The sequence below is a fragment of the Staphylococcus croceilyticus genome (assembly GCF_002902575.1).
GTDB lineage: Bacteria > Bacillota > Bacilli > Staphylococcales > Staphylococcaceae > Staphylococcus > Staphylococcus croceilyticus.
Window position 1 is genome coordinate 1 of record NZ_PPRD01000017.1, and the last position, 19,636, is coordinate 19,636.

Annotated in this window: 17 protein-coding genes; 16 read left to right on the forward strand and 1 reads right to left on the reverse strand. The window is 32.7% G+C overall.

The window, feature by feature from the left end:
• The first annotated feature begins 52 nt into the window (after positions 1-52).
• The 14 genes from CD128_RS03970 (at position 53) to hfq (ending at position 16,246) form a co-directional block, all read left to right on the forward strand.
• On the forward strand, positions 53-673 hold the full coding sequence (locus CD128_RS03970) for a poly-gamma-glutamate hydrolase family protein (RefSeq protein ID WP_103328783.1): 621 nt from the start codon (positions 53-55) through the stop codon (positions 671-673).
• Positions 674-738: 65 nt separating this feature from the next.
• Entirely contained in the window at positions 739-1,035 is a 297-nt protein-coding gene (locus CD128_RS03975) for a thiamine-binding protein (RefSeq protein ID WP_103328784.1), read from the forward strand.
• Positions 1,036-1,280: 245 nt separating this feature from the next.
• Positions 1,281-2,825, forward strand: a complete 1,545-nt coding sequence (gene miaB, locus CD128_RS03980; RefSeq protein ID WP_103328785.1) for a tRNA (N6-isopentenyl adenosine(37)-C2)-methylthiotransferase MiaB — start codon at positions 1,281-1,283, stop codon at positions 2,823-2,825.
• A 1-nt stretch (position 2,826) separates the two neighbouring features.
• Complete coding sequence (locus tag CD128_RS03985; RefSeq protein ID WP_103328786.1) at positions 2,827-3,195, forward strand: YlbF/YmcA family competence regulator; 369 nt, start codon at positions 2,827-2,829, stop codon at positions 3,193-3,195.
• A 19-nt stretch (positions 3,196-3,214) separates the two neighbouring features.
• Positions 3,215-3,706, forward strand: a complete 492-nt coding sequence (gene thiW, locus CD128_RS03990; RefSeq protein WP_103328787.1) for an energy coupling factor transporter S component ThiW — start codon at positions 3,215-3,217, stop codon at positions 3,704-3,706.
• A 269-nt stretch (positions 3,707-3,975) separates the two neighbouring features.
• Complete coding sequence (mutS, locus tag CD128_RS03995; protein ID WP_103328788.1) at positions 3,976-6,630, forward strand: DNA mismatch repair protein MutS; 2,655 nt, start codon at positions 3,976-3,978, stop codon at positions 6,628-6,630.
• Between the two features lie 10 nt (positions 6,631-6,640).
• Positions 6,641-8,668: a DNA mismatch repair endonuclease MutL gene (gene mutL, locus CD128_RS04000; protein WP_103328789.1), complete on the forward strand. Its 2,028-nt coding sequence runs from the start codon at positions 6,641-6,643 to the stop codon at positions 8,666-8,668.
• A gap of 15 nt (positions 8,669-8,683) precedes the next feature.
• Positions 8,684-9,217, forward strand: a complete 534-nt coding sequence (locus CD128_RS04005; protein ID WP_103328790.1) for a glycerol-3-phosphate responsive antiterminator — start codon at positions 8,684-8,686, stop codon at positions 9,215-9,217.
• 381 nt (positions 9,218-9,598) lie between these two features.
• A complete protein-coding gene (locus tag CD128_RS04010) occupies positions 9,599-10,417 on the forward strand; it encodes an MIP/aquaporin family protein (protein WP_103328791.1) in 819 nt (272 codons plus the stop codon).
• Positions 10,418-10,554: 137 nt separating this feature from the next.
• Positions 10,555-12,054, forward strand: a complete 1,500-nt coding sequence (gene glpK, locus CD128_RS04015; protein ID WP_103328792.1) for a glycerol kinase GlpK — start codon at positions 10,555-10,557, stop codon at positions 12,052-12,054.
• Positions 12,055-12,201: 147 nt separating this feature from the next.
• Entirely contained in the window at positions 12,202-13,875 is a 1,674-nt protein-coding gene (locus tag CD128_RS04020) for a glycerol-3-phosphate dehydrogenase/oxidase (protein WP_103328793.1), read from the forward strand.
• A gap of 235 nt (positions 13,876-14,110) precedes the next feature.
• The gene (locus CD128_RS04025; protein WP_103328794.1) at positions 14,111-15,046 is read left to right on the forward strand and encodes an alpha/beta hydrolase; all 936 of its coding nucleotides are present in this window, start codon (positions 14,111-14,113) and stop codon (positions 15,044-15,046) included.
• Between the two features lie 2 nt (positions 15,047-15,048).
• Complete coding sequence (gene miaA / locus CD128_RS04030; protein WP_103328795.1) at positions 15,049-16,050, forward strand: tRNA (adenosine(37)-N6)-dimethylallyltransferase MiaA; 1,002 nt, start codon at positions 15,049-15,051, stop codon at positions 16,048-16,050.
• On the forward strand, positions 16,004-16,246 hold the full coding sequence (gene hfq / locus CD128_RS04035) for an RNA chaperone Hfq (protein ID WP_103328796.1): 243 nt from the start codon (positions 16,004-16,006) through the stop codon (positions 16,244-16,246). The genes miaA and hfq overlap by 47 nt, the downstream gene beginning before the upstream one ends.
• A gap of 192 nt (positions 16,247-16,438) precedes the next feature.
• Here the strand turns inward: hfq and CD128_RS04040 are convergent, their stop codons facing one another.
• Positions 16,439-16,915: a glutathione peroxidase gene (locus CD128_RS04040; protein WP_103328797.1), complete on the reverse strand. Its 477-nt coding sequence runs from the start codon at positions 16,913-16,915 to the stop codon at positions 16,439-16,441.
• 109 nt (positions 16,916-17,024) lie between these two features.
• Here CD128_RS04040 and hflX point away from each other — a divergent pair, with 109 nt between their 5' ends.
• Both hflX and CD128_RS04050 read left to right on the forward strand, forming a co-directional pair.
• Positions 17,025-18,263 carry a GTPase HflX gene (gene hflX, locus CD128_RS04045; protein ID WP_103328798.1) on the forward strand — a complete coding sequence of 413 codons (1,239 nt, stop codon included), beginning with the start codon at positions 17,025-17,027 and terminating at the stop codon, positions 18,261-18,263.
• 19 nt (positions 18,264-18,282) lie between these two features.
• A complete protein-coding gene (locus CD128_RS04050; RefSeq protein WP_103328799.1) occupies positions 18,283-19,524 on the forward strand; it encodes a methionine gamma-lyase family protein in 1,242 nt (413 codons plus the stop codon).
• Positions 19,525-19,636: the final 112 nt, after the last annotated feature.

Here is a 19,636-nt window from a genome sequence, read left to right on the forward strand (position 1 = left end):
ATTTTAAAGGGAAGACCTAAAATATATTATTAAAAAGTGGGGTTTCTTTTCTATGGATAAATACAAATCAATGACAGAATTAGAAAAACAAACAAAAGAAAATGAAGATTGGGAAATTGTTAGTAATGATTTAAGAAGTAATGTGACTATATTAGCTATACATGGAGGCGGGATTGAACCAGCAACTTCAGAATTAGCATGTGTGATTGCGGAGCAAGGCCAATATAATTATTTTGCTTTTAATGGTATAAGAAGCAAGGGAAATAATGAGTTGCATGTTACTTCTATCCACTATGATAATGAAATAGCAATGAATCTCGTGAATAATAGTGACATAGCAGTAACGATACATGGTTGCTCAGGTAACGAAAGTATTGCATACATAGGTGGAAAAGATATAGAACTTAAAGAAGCTATTGGAAGTGGTTTATCAGACATAGGTTTAGATATTCAAGCTGCACCAAGTCATATGGCTGGTGCTCAAGATAATAATATTGTAAATCGTACTACTAAAGGTGCAGGTGTACAAATTGAACTTTCTTCTAAATTAAGAAAATCTTTATTTAAAAATAAGAAAAGTAATTTTAAAAGCAGACAAGATCAATCAAATTGGGATAATTTAATGTACGATATAGCTAAAGCAATTTATAAAGCGATTGAAAGTGTAAATTAGATAAGTCATTTAAGAATAAGAGTGCTAAAATAAATATGAATATAATTTATAGAGGTGAATGAATAATGCAAGATACTTTAATGAGTATTCAAATTGTACCAAAAACACCAAATAATGAGGACGTCATTCCGTATGTTGATGAAGCAATTAAAGTTATAGGAGAATCTGGATTACATTTCCGAGTAGGTCCTCTTGAAACAACAGTTCAAGGAGATATGAGTGAATGTTTAATTTTAATTCAAAAATTAAATGAACGTATGGTTGAATTAGAATGTCCAAGTATTATTAGTCAAGTGAAGTTTTATCACGTACCAGAAGGCATTTCGATTGAAACGTTAACTGTTAAATACGACGAAGCTTAATAAAAAACTTGAACGAAACCAAGGCATGTTGAATGTCTTGGTTTTTTATTTTTGAAAGAAGATTTTAATGACAATATTCATCATTTTTTTAAATTTAAAAGAATTGAAATTAGGAAATTTTATTTTTATTTCGGCTTTAAAAAAGTTACTATTTTATGAATACTTTTGAACTCTTTTTGCACTTTATGATTAATTTTAATATAATGTACTAATGATATTAGGGCATATAGAAAGGATATTTTAAAGTGAACGAAGAACAAAGAAAAGCTGGTACGATAAATATACTAGATGAACGTAATAAAAAAGCTGAAAAAGATTATAGTAAATATTTTGAACATGTTTATCAGCCACCTAGTCTTAAAGAAGCTCGTAAACGTGGGAAACAGGATATTAATTATAATCGTGACTTTCATATAGAAGAAAAATATAAAGGAATGGGAAAAGGGCGCACATTTCTAATTAAAACATATGGTTGTCAAATGAACGCTCATGATACTGAAGTAATGGCAGGTATTCTACAGGCATTAGATTATACTGCGACAGATGATATAAATGAAGCGGATGTTATTCTGATTAACACTTGCGCGATTCGTGAAAATGCAGAAAATAAAGTATTTAGTGAAATCGGGAATTTAAAACATCTTAAAAAGAATAGACCTGAAGCTTTAATTGGTGTATGTGGATGTATGTCTCAAGAAGAATCAGTAGTAAATAAGATTTTAAAATCTTATCAAAATGTAGATATGATTTTTGGGACACATAATATTCACAAGTTACCTGAAATACTAGAAGAAGCATATTTATCAAAAGCAATGGTGGTTGAAGTATGGTCTAAAGAAGGAGATGTCATTGAAAATCTTCCTAAAGTACGTGAAGGTAGCACAAAAGCATGGGTTAATATCATGTATGGGTGTGATAAATTCTGTACATATTGTATTGTTCCATTTACTAGAGGTAAAGAACGAAGTCGTCGCCCAGAAGATATTATTGAAGAAGTGCGTGGTTTAGCACGTGATGGCTATAAAGAAATTACATTGTTAGGACAAAATGTTAACTCTTATGGTAAAGATATAAAAGAACTGAACTATGGTTTAGGAGATTTATTAGAAGATATTTCTAAAATAGATATTCCACGTGTTCGCTTTACTACGAGTCACCCTTGGGACTTTACTGATCGTATGATTGAAGTCATTGCTAAAGGCGGAAATATCGTTCCACATATTCACTTACCAGTACAATCAGGTAATAATGCTGTTTTAAAAATTATGGGACGCAAGTATACACGTGAAAGTTATTTAGATTTAGTTTCAAGAATTAAACACGCTATTCCTAATGTTGCATTAACTACAGATATTATTGTTGGTTATCCAAATGAAACTGAAGAGCAATTTGAAGAAACTTTATCATTATACGATGAAGTAAAATTCGAACATGCTTACACTTATTTATACTCACAAAGAGATGGTACACCTGCTGCTAAAATGAAAGATAACGTACCTAATGAAGTCAAAAAAGATCGCTTACAACGTTTGAACAAAAAAGTAGGACAATATTCTGAAGAAGCAATGAAACAATATGACGGTCAAGTAGTAACAGTATTATGTGAAGGTACTAGTAAAAAAGATGATACGGTTTTAGCAGGATATACTGAAAAAAATAAATTAGTTAATTTTAAAGGTCCTAAAGAAGCAATTGGACAATTAGTAGATGTGAAAATCGAAGAAGCTAAACAATATTCATTAAATGGTACTTTCGTACGTTTCAATGATAATGTATTGGTGACAAACTAACATGTATAGTAAAGAAGAAATATTAAAACAAGCAGAGCAACTTTCAGATAAAATCAGTGATTTAGAAATCATTAAAAATTATCAAAATATTGAACAGCAGATTCATGAAAACGCAACGATTAAAACTAAAATGAATCAGTTAAAAAAACAACAGAAACAATCTGTTAATTTTCAAAACTATGGTAAAACCCATGCTTATGAACAATCAGAAGGTGAAATTCATAATTTGGAAAATGAAATCAATAAATTACCAATTGTTGAAGAATTTCGCTCTGCACAATATGAAGCTAATGACTTTTTACAAATGATGATTAGTACGATGGAAAAAAGATTAAACGACTACAATAAAAAAGAACATAATGATTTATAAATGAGAAAGGAACTATACTATGAACACTCGAAAACTGACCCTCACTGCATTACTAATAGCCATCAATGTGGTGTTAAGTAGTATTATTGTTATCCCTTTAGGCCCAATTAAAGCAGCACCAGTTCAACATTTTATTAATGTTCTATGTGCTGTATTTGTTGGACCATGGTATGGCTTAGCGCAAGCATTAATTTCATCAATAATTAGAATTCTTTTTGGAACAGGTAGTTTCTTCGCCTTCCCTGGAAGTATGATTGGTGTGTTATTAGCGAGTCTTTTCTATATGTATAGAAAACATATCTTTATGGCCGCAGTAGGTGAAGTTATAGGTACTGGGATCATAGGAAGTTTAATGTGTATTCCTGTAGCATGGATGTTAGGTATGCAAAACTTTTTCGTTAAACCATTAATGCTTGCTTTTATTATTTCAAGTTTCATAGGTGCAATCATTAGCTATTTCTTACTTATAATGTTGAAAAAACGTGGATTACTCGATAAATTTAAAAAATAAATTCATAGATTTTTAACTGGTCTATTTTAAAAGGATTATCATTTCAAATGAAGTTATTAGATATCACAATTTCTTGTATCTTATATTTTGAAATGGTAATTTTTTTATCTGAAAATGCATTATTAAATGGAATATAAATTTTAAATAAGAAGCAAACTCTAAAACGGTCACTAGTAATGAGAACGAGCGTGGAATAATGAGTTATGTTAAAATATACAAGTTAAAAGTACGTATAAAAATTAGAAATACTTTAGTTAGGTTGTGAAAATATGTCGAATACGACTCCAATGATGCAACAATATTTAAAAATTAAATCTCAATATCAAGACTGTTTACTATTTTTTAGATTAGGCGATTTTTATGAAATGTTTTATGAAGATGCTAAAGAAGCCTCTAGAGTTTTAGAAATCACTTTAACTAAAAGAGATGCTAAAAAAGCTAATCCTATTCCAATGTGTGGTGTGCCATATCATTCTGCTAATAGTTATATCGAGACGTTAATCAGTAATGGATATAAAGTAGCGATATGTGAACAAATGGAAGATCCGAAACAGACTAAAGGTATGGTAAAAAGAGAAGTAGTTCGCATAGTAACTCCTGGTACCGTAATGGAACAAGGTGGCATGGATGAAAATCAAAATAACTATATTCTTAGTTTTATTTTACAAGATAACACGTATGCCTTAAGTTATTGTGATATCTCTACAGGAGAGCTTAAAGCTACACATTTCGATGATGAAGGTACATTAATAAATGAAATCATTACTATCAATCCTAATGAAATTGTAGTCAATCATGAAATAGATGAGGAATTAAAAAAACAAATTAGTTTAACAACTGAAACAATAACAGTTAGAAGTGACATTTCTGATGCTAACTATGATGCTAACCAATCAGATAATCGAAAAATGCATTTAGCAACTCAATTACTTTTAGATTATATCCATCATACTCAAAAAAGAGATTTGTCTCACATTGAAGAAGTTATTTCCTATACAGCGATTGATTTTATGAAAATGGATTACTACGCTAAAAGAAATTTAGAATTAACAGAAAGTATTAGACTTAAATCGAAAAAAGGAACGCTATTATGGTTAATGGATGAAACTAAAACACCTATGGGAGCCCGTCGATTAAAACAATGGATTGATAGACCATTAATTCATAAAGATAAAATTGAAGAACGTTTAAATATCGTAGAATCTTTTATTAATCATTTTATTGAGAGAGATACACTAAGAGGTTATTTAAACCAAGTTTATGATATCGAAAGATTAGTAGGGCGTGTAAGTTATGGCAATGTTAACGCCCGTGATTTGATTCAACTTAAACATTCTATTTCTGAAATTCCTAACATTAAGTCATTACTTGAAGAAATGGATAGTACGACATCTGAACAATTCAGTGCGCTAGAACCTTTAGAAGATTTATTAAAAGTACTCGAAGATAGTTTAATTGAAGAACCACCAATTTCCGTTAAAGATGGTGGGATTTTCAAACAAGGCTTCAGTAAACAATTAGACGAATATCTTGAAGCGTCTAAAAATGGTAAAGATTGGTTAGCACAACTTCAAACTAAAGAGCGTGAGCGTACAGGAATTAAATCATTAAAAATTAGCTTCAATAAAGTATTTGGTTATTTTATAGAAATTACGCGCGCTAATCTACAAGGCTTTGAGCCATCAGAATTTGGCTATCATCGTAAACAAACCTTGTCTAACGCCGAGCGTTTTATTACTGATGAACTTAAAGAAAAAGAAGATATTATTTTAGGTGCTGAAGATAAAGCTATTGAGTTAGAATATCAATTATTTGTTAGATTAAGAGAACATATTAAAACGTACACTGAACGTTTACAACGACAAGCTAAAATTATTTCAGAACTTGATTGCTTACAAAGTTTTGCCGAAATTGCACAAAAATATAATTATGTTAAACCTGAATTTAGTGAAGATAAAACATTAAAACTTGAAAATTCTCGTCATCCAGTCGTTGAACGCGTAATGGATTATAATGACTATGTTCCAAATGATTGTCAATTAGATAAATATAATTTCATTTATTTAATAACAGGGCCGAATATGTCTGGTAAGTCGACATATATGCGACAAGTAGCCATCATTAGTATTATGGCGCAAATGGGGGCTTATGTTCCTTGTGATGCAGCTGTGTTACCTATTTTTGATCAAATATTTACTAGAATAGGTGCTGCCGATGATTTAGTCTCAGGTAAAAGTACATTTATGGTAGAAATGCTAGAAGCTCAAAAAGCATTAACTTATGCTACTGAAGATAGTTTAATTATCTTTGATGAAATTGGTCGAGGAACTTCAACATATGACGGATTAGCATTAGCTCAAGCGATGATAGAATATGTGGCGCAAACATCTCATGCTAAAACATTATTCTCTACACACTATCATGAGTTGACTACGCTTGAACAAGAATTGCCGAGCTTGAAAAATGTACACGTTGCAGCGGAAGAGTACCAAGGAGAATTAATCTTCTTGCATAAAGTTAAAGATGGTGCAGTAGATGATAGCTATGGTATTCAAGTAGCTAAGTTAGCTAATTTACCTGACTCAGTAATCAACCGAGCGCAAGTAATTTTAAATAATTTTGAACAAAAAGATGAAACTCAAATTAACTCATTATTAAGTGATCTAGACAAAGAAGATGCGTTTATAGCAGAAGAGCAAGCTACCAAGACAACTGAAAGAAACGAATCTGATTCATCAATCGAAACAGAAAAATTATCTAATACTAAAAACGATAATCAGTTCGAACAAGCTAGTTTTGATTTATTTAAATCTAACAAAGAAACAAGTGAAATTGAGGAACAAATTAAAAATCTTAATATATCAAATATGACACCTATTGATGCATTATTAAAATTAAGTGAATTACAAAATCAGTTAAGATAGAGGTGCTATTATGGGTAAAATTAAAGAATTGCAAACCTCTCTAGCTAATAAAATAGCTGCCGGAGAAGTAGTTGAGAGACCGAGCTCAGTTGTTAAAGAATTGCTTGAAAATGCCATTGATGCGCAATCAACAGAAATTAATATTGAAGTTGAACAATCAGGCATTTCCTCCATTCGTGTAGTAGATAATGGAACTGGCATAGAACAAGACGATTTACAGTTAGTATTTCATAGACATGCTACAAGTAAGTTAGACACTGATGATGATTTATTTCATATTCGAACTTTAGGATTTCGAGGAGAAGCCTTAGCAAGTATTTCTTCTGTAGCTAAAGTCACTTTAAAAACTTGCACCGATAATGAAAATGGCCATGAAATATATGCTGAAAATGGGAAAATTGTTCATCAAAAACCAGCTAAAGCGAAAAAAGGTACAGATATTAAAGTAGAATCGTTATTTTATAATACGCCAGCTCGCTTAAAATATATTAAAAGTTTATATACAGAATTAGGTAAAATAACTGATATTGTGAACCGTATGGCTATGAGTCATCCAAATATTCGTATATCTCTAATTTCTGATGGCAAAGTTTTACTTAAAACTAATGGTTCGGGTAAAACGAATGAAGTAATGGCAGAAATTTATGGTATTAAAGTGGCTAAAGATTTAGTGCATATTTCAGGAGATACTAGTGATTATCATTTAGAAGGATTTGTAGCTAAACCAGAACATTCTAGAAGTAATAAACACTATATTTCAATTTTTATTAATGGCAGATATATCAAAAACTTCGTGCTTAATAAAGCTATAGTAGAGGGATATCATACGTTACTTACTATAGGTAGATATCCAATTTGTTATATCAATATTGAAATGGACCCGATTCTTGTAGATGTTAATGTGCATCCTACTAAACTAGAAGTTAGACTTTCTAAAGAAGAACAATTATATAATTTAATTGTTGAAAAGATCCGCAATGCTTTTAAAGATAGAATTCTTATCCCTCAAAATGATTTGGATAAAATGCCTAAGAAAAATAAAGTGCTTCATACCTTTGAACAGCAGAAACTAGATTTTGAGAAAAAGCAAAGAGATAAAGAAGAAGCATTAAAACAAAGAAACAATAGCTCTACTAATAACTGGAATACTAACAATTTAGATGACGTAAATTACTCGGATGATTATACAAACGAAAATGACTCTATGGCTAATGAAGAGACTGCTAATTTTGAGAGTCATAATAATAAACGTTCTGATGAGGTAGATTACTTCCAAATTCAAAAAGATATTTTAAATAGTTTGGATAGAGCAGAAAGTTCGTTGGATGAAGAAAATGGGCTTCCAAATTCAGAAGATAGTGTATCTAATCAAAGTGATGAATTTAATACTGAGACGCAACAAACACTAGGCAATGAAAATGATATTAAAGGTACAGTAAGTAAAACGCCATCTCGTCGCGTGCCATATATGGAAGTGGTAGGACAAGTACATGGCACTTATATCATTGCACAAAATGAAAATGGCATGTTTATGATTGATCAACATGCCGCGCAAGAACGTATTAAGTACGAATATTTTAGAGAAAAAATCGGAGAAGTTGGTAATGAAGTTCAAGATTTATTAATTCCATTAACGTTCCACTTTTCAAAAGATGAACAAATGATTATTGACCAATATCAAGAAGAATTAGATAAAGTAGGCGTGCATTTAGAACACTTTGGTGGTCACGATTATATCGTCAATAGTTATCCAGTGTGGTTCCCTAAAGTTGAAGCGGAAGAAATTATTAAAGATATGATAGAATTGGTGCTAAATCATAAAAAAATAGATATTAAAAAAATGCGAGAAGATGCTGCGATTATGATGAGTTGTAAAAAATCTATAAAAGCGAATCATTATTTAAAAAAACATGAAATGGCTGACTTAATAGATCAATTACGTGAAGCAGAAGATCCATTTACATGTCCGCATGGCAGACCTATCATTATCAATTTCTCAAATTATGAATTAGAAAAATTATTTAAACGAGTAATGTAGAAAGGGATACGCTAAATGAAAAAGAACGTGTTACCGGCAATTCGTACGATGAAAGATTTAGAGAAACTCACTAAAACAGATTATAAAGTTTGTGTATTATTAGATATGCATATTGGACATTTAAAAAGCGTGATGGAGTTACTTAAAAAGCATGATATTGAGGCGTATATTCATATCGACTTAATTAAAGGTATGGCTCATGACGAATTTGCATGTGAGTACATTATCCAAACTTATAAGCCTAAAGGTATTGTTTCGACTAAAACTAAAGTGATTCAAAAAGCTAAATCGCTTAATATGTTAACAATATTCAGAGTGTTTATTATTGATAGTCAGGCTTTAAATAGAAGTATTCAACTTATCAAAAAAGTACAACCTGATTTCGTTGAAGTCTTACCTGGCGTCGCTCATAAAATTGTTAAAATTGTTGGTGAAGAAACTGCTACAAAAGTGATAGCAGGTGGCTTAATTGATGAAGATAGAGAAGTACAAGAAGCGATTGATAGCGGTGCAAGCTACGTTACTACTAGCAATCGTGCACTATGGTAATCGAGCAGCAGTCAATATTTAGTTACATTTGAATTATCTTATTGCGTATTTATTACAATTAAGCGCTTATTATCATGTGAATTTTAATAAACTGATAATAAGCGTTTTTTAGTGCTGTAGACTCAAAATATTGCATCAATTGCGAATTCATGAAAATGTGATAAGGCAACAAAATTTAATATATTTTCTAAAAATATATTCCATCATTTTTAAATCGCTGTATTAATTGTGACAATTTTTTTACAAAAGTATTGACAACGCTTACAACCATTATGTATGATTTAACCAAGTTAATATTAGATTAAGAGACGAAGAGATTTCTGCAATGCATATATCTAGTGCCTTTGTAGGAATCTTTTTGTCTTCACAGGAGGTATATACATGAATGTATATTTAGCAGAGTTTTTAGGTACTGCTATTTTGGTATTATTCGGTGGTGGCGTTTGTGCAAACGTAAATTTGAAACGTAGTGCCGGACATGATTCTGACTGGATAGTTATCGCAGCTGGTTGGGGATTGGCAGTATCAATGGGGGCTTATGCAGTTGGGAAATTTTCAGGAGCGCATTTAAATCCTGCGTTAACGATTGCACTTGCGATGGACGGTAGTTTTAGTTGGGCTCAAGTTCCTGGATACATCATTTGCCAATTACTTGGAGGTATTTTTGGGGCAACGTTAGTTTGGTTAATGTACTTGCCACATTGGAAAGCAACAGAAGATCAAGGTGCTAAACTTGGCGTATTTTCTACAGCACCTGCAATCAAGAACTATTTCGCAAACTTTTTAAGTGAAATCATTGGAACAGCTATTTTATGTTTAGCGATTATGTATATTGGTATTAATAAAATTGCTGACGGTATGAACCCATTAATCGTTGGGGCTTTAATCGTAGCTATTGGTTTAAGTTTAGGCGGTCCAACTGGATATGCGATCAACCCAGCTCGTGACTTAGGTCCTAGAATTGCACACGCCATTTTACCTATTGCTGGAAAAGGAAGTTCAAATTGGGGTTACGCAATTGTTCCTGTTTTAGGCCCAATTGCTGGTGGTATGCTTGGCGCAACAATTTACAAAGTGTGCTATCAAGGACATTTTGATATTTCATGTGTAGTTGCTATCGTTGTTGTCATTGCCACTTTATTATTAGGTGTTGCACTTAATAAATCTAATAAATCAAATGATATTGAATCAATTTATTAAATTTAAATAAAATATAGCATTTTTATGATTAATTTTTTTGGAAAAGTGTAATAAAGATAGTACACTTCCTTAATCACAAAACACTCAAGCTACATAATAGCACTTTTTCATTTATAGATTAGAAAGGGAGAATATTTATGGAAAAATACATCATGTCAATAGACCAAGGAACAACAAGCTCTAGAGCGATTTTATTCGATAAAGATGGCGATATTAAAGGTGTTGCTCAACGTGAATTTAAACAGTACTTCCCTAAATCTGGTTGGGTAGAACACGATGCTAATGAAATTTGGACATCAGTATTAGCAGTTATGGCAGAAGTGCTTAATGAAAATGAAGTAAATGCTGAACAAATTGAAGGTATCGGTATAACTAACCAACGTGAAACAACAGTCATCTGGGATAAAAACACTGGACGCCCTATTTATCATGCAATTGTCTGGCAATCTCGTCAAACTCAGTCAATTTGCCAAGAATTAAAAGACCAAGGGCATGAAGAAACATTCCGTAATAAAACCGGTTTATTACTAGACCCATATTTCGCAGGTACAAAAGTAAAATGGATCTTAGATAATGTAGATGGTGCAAGAGAAAAAGCTGAAAACGGCGATTTATTATTTGGTACTATCGATACTTGGTTGGTTTGGAAATTATCTGGCGGAGAAGCGCATATTACAGATTATACAAACGCAAGCCGTACATTAATGTACAACATTTATGATTTAAAATGGGACGACGAACTTTTAGAATTATTAAATGTACCTAAAAACTTATTACCAGAAGTTAAAGAATCAAGTGAAGTTTATGCACATACTAGAGACTATCACTTCTTTGGTCAAAAAGTTCCAATTGCAGGTATTGCCGGAGACCAACAAGCAGCGTTATTCGGTCAAGCTTGTTTCGAACGTGGAGATGTAAAAAATACGTATGGTACTGGTGGCTTCATGTTAATGAATACTGGAGAGGAACCAGTTAAATCTGAAAGTGGCTTATTAACAACCATTGCATACGGTCTTGATGGTAAAGTGAACTACGCATTAGAAGGTTCAATCTTTGTCTCAGGTTCTGCGATTCAATGGTTACGTGACGGTTTAAGAATCATTAACTCAGCACCACAATCAGAAAATTATGCTACACGCGTAGATTCAACTGATAATGTATATGTAGTGCCTGCTTTTGTAGGTCTAGGTACACCATATTGGGACTCAGAAGCAAGAGGCGCAGTATTCGGTTTAAGCCGTGGTACTGAAAAAGAACACTTCATTCGCGCTACACTTGAATCATTATGCTATCAAACACGTGATGTAATGGAAGCAATGTCTAAAGACTCTGATATTGAAGTACAAACTTTACGTGTTGATGGTGGCGCTGTAAAAAATAATTTCATCATGCAATTCCAAGCAGACATCGTTAATGTTGCAGTAGAACGTCCTGAAATTCAAGAAACAACAGCTTTAGGTGCTGCATACTTAGCAGGTCTAGCGGTAGGTTTCTGGGACAGTAAAGATGAAATTGAAAACAGATGGCAATTAGAAACTGAATTTAAACCACAAATGTCTGAAGAACAACGAACTAAGTTATATAAAGGTTGGAAGAAAGCAGTAGAAGCAACTCAGGTCTTTAAATTAGAAGATTAATCACTATTAATGGCTTAGTTTTGAAATGTGTGTTATGATGAACTTAAGTTAATACATTAATCGAGATTTGAGAGACCTGTTTCATGCAGCATGCTTCTGTATGGATAGGTCTCTCATTTTTTATTAAAAGTTGGAGGGGTATAAATTATGGCTTTGTCTACTTTAAATAGAGAAGTAATTAAAAAAAATTTACAAGATACAGAATATGACGTAGTTATTATTGGTGGCGGTATTACTGGTGCAGGTATTGCATTAGATGCTAGCCAACGTGGTATGAAAGTTGCTTTAGTAGAAATGCAAGACTTTGCACAAGGTACTAGCTCACGCTCAACTAAGCTTGTTCACGGCGGTTTACGTTATTTGAAACAAGCGCAAATTAAAGTTGTCGCTGAAACAGGGAGAGAACGTGCAATCGTTTATGAAAATGGTCCACACGTAACTACACCTGAATGGATGTTATTACCAATGCATAAAGGTGGTACATTCGGTAAATTTACAACAAACTTAGGTTTAATGATGTACGACCGTTTAGCTCGCGTTAAAAAATTTGAACGTAAAAAAATGTTAACTAAAAAACAAACATTAGATAAAGAACCATTAGTTAAAAAAGATGGTTTAAAAGGTGGCGGTTATTACGTTGAATACCGTACAGATGATGCTCGTTTAACAATCGAAGTAATGAAACGTGCGGAAGAAAATGGTGCAGAGATCATTAACCACACTAAATCTACAAACTTCTTATATGACTTAAAATCAAAAGTAAATGGTATTGAAGTACAAGATCAATTAACTGGAGATATTTATCAAATTAAAGCTAAGAAAGTCATCAATGCTTCAGGTCCATGGGTAGATGAAGTGAGAAAAAAAGACTATACACGTAATAATAAACAATTACGTTTAACTAAAGGTGTACATGTAGTTATTGATCAATCTAAATTCCCATTAGGCCAAGCGGTTTACTTTGATACTGAAAAAGATGGTCGTATGATTTTTGCTATTCCACGTGAAGGTAAAGCATACGTAGGTACTACAGATACTTTCTACGATAACGATAAAGCGAAACCATTAACTACTCAAGAAGATAGAGATTATCTAATTGATGCGATTAATTACATGTTCCCAGATGTAAATGTCAAAGATGAAGATATTGAATCTACATGGGCTGGGGTAAGACCGCTTATTTTAGAAGACGGTAAAGACCCTTCAGAAATTTCACGTAAAGATGAAATCTGGGAAGGTAAATCTGGTCTATTAACAATTGCTGGTGGTAAATTAACAGGTTATCGTCACATGGCATTAGAAATTGTTGATTTATTAGCGAAACGCTTAAAACAAGAACACGGCTTGAAATTTGGCGAATGTGCTACTAAAAACACTCCAATTTCTGGCGGTGATGTTGGTGGTAGTAAAAACTTTGAAAAATATGTTGAACGTAAAGTTGAAGAAGGTAAAGCAATTGGCTTGAAAGAGGACGTTGCACGTCGCTTAGCTTCTAAATATGGTTCAAATATCGACAAATTATTTAATATTGCTCAAATCGCTAAAGATAAAGATCTTAAATTACCATTAGAATTATATGTACAATTAGTATATAGTGTACAAAACGAAATGGTTTATAAACCAACTGATTTCTTAGTACGTAGAACGGGTAAATTATACTTCAATATTAATGAAGTAAAACAATACAAAGATGCAATTATTGAAGAATTGAGTCAATTATTAAATTATACTCAAGGACAAGTTAATGAATATACTAAAGAAGTTAATGTAGCTATTGAAGAAGCAACAAATGGTAATGAACAATTAGCTGTAAAAAAATAACGACTAATTAACTTATAACATTTTTAATACTACTAACATATTGGTGTCTAACCAATCGTGTTAGTAGTATTTTCGTATGCAATGAAAAACTAATATGTTGATTTTACAAAATTCATTTACTCACTATTAAAAAGTCGCTCTCAATTTGATAACATTGAAAAGTAAAGGTATATTTAAAGGAATACTAAATAATTATAAATTATAAAAGATTTGGTTTTCGATGGGAGGCATATGCGTGGGTCAAAATTCTTATAAAATTACCGTTGAAGATGGTACAACATTAGAAGTTAAAGTAGATAAAGCTAAAATAGCCACTTTTGGCGTCGTTCATATTTTTCACGGGATGGCTGAGCATATGGATCGTTATGAGGCATTCGTTCATTCTTTAACTCAACAGGGATATGATGTTATTAGACATAATCATAGAGGACACGGTATGGAGATAGATGAGGAGGAACGCGGCCATTTTGATGACATGAACATAGTCGTGCAAGATGCGTATGAAATAGCTCAAACATTACATAATGATAAAAAGGACGTCCCATATATTGTTTTAGGTCACTCAATGGGTTCAATTATTGCGCGCTTATATGTCGAAAAGTATCCTGATGTAGCACAAGGGTTAATCTTAACAGGTACAGGTCTGTATCCTAAATGGAAAGGCATACCAGCAGTGATAGGACTAAAATTAATTACGCTATTTAGTGGTAAACGTAGTCGTTTAAAATGGGTAAATCAATTAGTTTATAAGTCTTTTAATAAAAAAATTGATCAACCAGAAACTCAAAGTGATTGGTTATCTTCTAAACGTGATGAAGTTGATAAGTTTGTTAAGGATGAATATACAGGCTTTTTAGTTTCAAATCAGCTCATTTATCAAACCGTTAAAAATATGATGAAAACAGCTAATTATGGTCAATTGAAAAAGATGAATCCACAATTACCAATACTACTTATTTCGGGTAAAGAAGATCCATTTGGGGATTATGGAAAGGGCATAAGAAGCTTAGGAAGAAAATTTAAAACTGCCGGAATCAAGCATATTACAGTTCAATTGTATGCCCATAGACGTCATGAGATTTTATTTGAGGAAGATGAACAAATGATTTGGAATCATATGTTTGATTGGATTCAAAAACAAATATTAAATAAGAGTCAAAGTGAGGGATAATTTTGAGTGATTCAACTAAACCCTTTTTAGTGGTTATAGTAGGACCAACCGCTTCAGGTAAAACTGAATTAAGCATCGAATTAGCTAAACGCATCAATGGAGAAATTATTAGTGGAGATTCTATGCAAGTATATCGACAAATGGACATTGGAACCGCTAAAGTGACTCAAGAAGAAATGAATGGCATTCCTCATCACATGATAGATATATTGAATCCAGATGATACGTTTTCTGCTTATGATTTTAAAAAAAGAGCAGAAACATTAATTGATGAAATTACTGCTAGAGGTAAAACGCCAATCATTGCTGGGGGCACAGGACTTTATATACAATCATTAATATATGACTATCCATTTGACGATGAAAAAAGTGTATCTCCAGAAGCGGAGGCACAAGCAAGCGCAAAAATGAGCGAATTAGGACAACTGGATAATCAAGCTTTACATCAATACTTAGCTTCGTTTGATGCTGAATCTGCAAAAGATATCCATCCTAATAATCGAAAAAGAGTAAATAGAGCGATAGAATACTACTTAAAAACGAAAAAACTTTTAAGTTCTCGCAAGAAAGTGCAACAATTTACAGAAAATTATGATACATTATTAATAGGGATTGAAATGTCGCGCAAAACATTATATTCAAGAATAAATAAACGTGTTGATATTATGTTGGGCCACGGATTATTTAATGAAGTGAAACAACTCGTTGAACAAGGTTTTGAATCTACTCAAAGTATGCAAGCAATTGGTTACAAAGAACTTGTTCCTGTAGTCAAAGGGCAAATGGATTTAGCACCTGCCGTTGAAACGTTGAAACAACATTCTAGACAATATGCTAAGCGACAGTTGACTTGGTTCAAAAATAAGTTAAATGTTCAATGGTTTGATAAAGAGACAATGACACTTCAAATGATGTTAGATGAGATTACAACCCAAATAAATAAAAGGAGTTCTAAACATGATTGCAAACCACAACATCCAAGATCAAGCACTAGAGAACTTTAAAGCAGAGAAAACGGAAATCACAGTCTTTTTCTTAAACGGATTTCAAATGAAAGGTGTTATCGAAGACTTTGATAAATACGTTATTAGCTTAGTATCTCAAGGCAAACACCATCTGATTTACAAACATGCGATCAGCACTTTCACTGTTGACGATGAAGCTACAGAAGCTGAAGCAACAGTTGCAAGTGAAGAATAAGTTGTAATCAAAGTGCCAAGTCAAAAGTTTTATAGAGCGTAGAAAACGGTCTGATAAGACTTTAACTTGCTAGAAACTCATCGATTTTAGCACTTTTGAACAAATAGAGGAAATGTTTGTAATAAGAAAAAGCTTCGTATTAGAGGGGCATTTAAAAATAAAATGTCTTCTAATACGAAGCTTCTTATTGTTCTATAATAATTTTTCGATATCTTTTTCAATTTGTGCTGGTTTTTTCTGAGGTGAGAAGCGGCTCACAACATGTCCGTCGCGGTCTACTAAGAACTTAGTAAAGTTCCATTTAATTTTTTCATTCAACATACCTTTAGCTGCATCAGTTAAGTAACGGAATAAAGGATGTTGATTCTCACCCTTAACGTCTACTTTTTCATGGATAGGGAAAGTTACACCATAGTTAATTTTACAGTTTTGGTTCGCTTCGGCACCAGTGCCTGGTTCTTGTCCACCAAATTGGTTACAAGGGAAACCTAAAACTATAAACCCTTGGTCTTTATATTTCTCATATAGAGCTTGTAAGCCTTCAAATTGTGGCGTAAATCCACATTCACTTGCTGTATTTACAATTAGCATAACCTGACCTTTATAATCAGCTAATTTATAATCTTCACCGCTAGATTTTTTTACTACAAAATCATATATATTTTCCATAATGTCACCCTTTCTTATCAGCTTTAATTTAACATAATTTCAGAATATAGTCTTTAGAAACACACTATGATAGAATATTTGAGAAACATTTTAGAAGGAGATGTATGACATGGCGCAGCAACTTACTCATGATACAAAGAAAAAATTAGAAACTGCTGTTTTAGTCGGTGTACATGCTCAAAACGATAATCAATTTAATTTTGAGTCAACAATGGAAGAATTAGAAGCATTGTCATTAACTTGCCAACTGAATGTTAAAGGTCAAATTACACAGAATAGAGAACAAGTCGATCACAAATATTATGTTGGTAAAGGTAAAATCGATGAAATAAAAGCTTTTATAGAATTTCATGAAATAGATGTAGTTGTAACGAATGATGAGTTAACTACGGCACAGTCAAAAACATTAAATGATAATTTGGGCATAAAAATTATTGATAGAACTCAATTAATTTTAGAAATCTTCGCATTAAGAGCACGTAGTAGAGAAGGTAAACTTCAAGTTGAGTTGGCACAATTAGATTATCTTTTACCACGATTACAAGGTCACGGGAAAAGTTTATCACGTCTAGGTGGCGGTATTGGTACAAGAGGTCCAGGGGAAACTAAATTAGAAATGGACCGTCGTCATATTAGAACACGTATGAATGAAATTAAGCATCAACTTCAAACAGTGGTTGAACACCGTGAACGTTATCGTAATAAACGTGAACAAAATCAAGTTTATCAAATCGCGTTAATTGGCTATACCAATGCTGGTAAATCATCATGGTTCAATGTCTTAGCCGGTGAAACTACATTTGAGAAAGATTTACTATTTGCGACATTAGATCCTAAAACGAGACAAATACAAATTAATGATGGCTTTAATTTAATCATTTCAGATACCGTTGGATTTATTCAAAAATTACCAACTACGCTAATTGCTGCTTTCAAATCCACGTTAGAAGAGGCAAAAGGTGCAGATTTATTATTACACGTCGTAGATGCAAGTCATCCTGAGCACCGTGCACAATTTGATACCGTTAATCAATTAGTTAAAGATTTAGACATGGATCAAATTCCACAAGCCGTCATTTTCAATAAAAAAGATCAATATAATAACGATGAGGATGCACCTGTTGCAGCGGCGCCTTCAGTATTTGTGTCCAGTCGAGCTGAGGATGATAAAGCTAAAGTGAAACAATTATTAATTCAACAGATTAAAGCGTCATTAACGCATTATAATGAGACAGTTCCTGCAGCTGATGCCGACAGATTATACTTCTTAAAGCAGCATACATTAATAGAAGAAATGGATTTTGACGCTGAAAAAGAAGAATACCTTATTGAAGGATATAAAAAATAGTAAAAGGAAGTCATTAAGCATGTCAGATATTAAACAATTGGTTACTGAAGTAGAAGATACTTTGGCACCATATTTTAAAGAAATAGAAGAAACTGCATATATTAACCAAGAAAAAGTGTTAAATGCATTTCATCATGTTAAAGCTACAGAAAGTGACTTAACGGGTAGCACAGGTTACGGTTATGATGATTTCGGACGTGATCATTTAGAAGAAATATATGCGCATACATTTAAAGCAGAAGATGCGATTGTCAGACCTCAAATTATTTCAGGTACACATGCGATAACGTTAGCACTTCAAAGTACGCTTAAATATGGAGATGAACTGATTTATATTACAGGTAGTCCGTATGATACGTTGTTAGAAGTGATTGGCGTGAACGGTAATGGTATTGAAAGTTTAAAAGAACAGGGCGTGAGTTATAAAGAAGTTGCTTTAAAGAACGGTCAAATTGATATTGAAAGTGTCTTAAACACTATTTCAGAGAACACGAAAGTCGTAGCGATTCAACGTTCTAAGGGTTACGACCAACGTCCATCTATTCCTGTTGATGAAATTGAAGAGGCTATCACACGTATTAAGGAACATCATCCGAACGTTATTGTTTTTGTTGATAATTGCTATGGTGAGTTTGTTGAACGCCGTGAACCAATTGAAGTAGGGGCCGATTTAATCGCTGGTTCATTAATTAAAAATCCAGGTGGTGGATTAGCTAAGATTGGTGGTTATATTGCTGGCAGAAAGGATTTAATCGAACGCTGTGGTTATCGCTTAACTGCTCCTGGTATTGGGAAAGAAGCGGGTGCGTCACTGAATTCGCTACAAGAAATGTATCAAGGTTTCTTCCTTGCACCTCATGTTGTAAGCCAAAGTTTAAAAGGCGCGTTATTTACTAGTCTACTTCTTGAAAAAATGAACATGAAAACTGTGCCTAAATATAATGAAAAACGTACAGATTTAATTCAAACAGTTCAATTTGATACGAAAGAACAAATGATTGCGTTTTGTCAAAGTATTCAACATGCCTCTCCAATCAATGCACATTTTAGCCCAGAACCTAGTTATATGCCGGGGTATGAAGATGATGTTATTATGGCAGCTGGTACGTTCGTTCAAGGTTCTTCCATTGAACTATCTGCAGATGGTCCAATACGCCCGCCATTTGAGGCTTATGTTCAAGGTGGTCTGACATATGAACATGTGAAGATTGCAGTAACTCGAGCAGTTACTCATTTGAAAGAACAGAATATGATAGAGTAAGAATCCTACTTTTTTAAGTAGGTTTTTTTATTTTTTTCCGAAAATTAAGAAATGATATGGAGCGAAATTTAATAGATTACTGATGCAAAAGCTTGATATGACAACGTTTAGC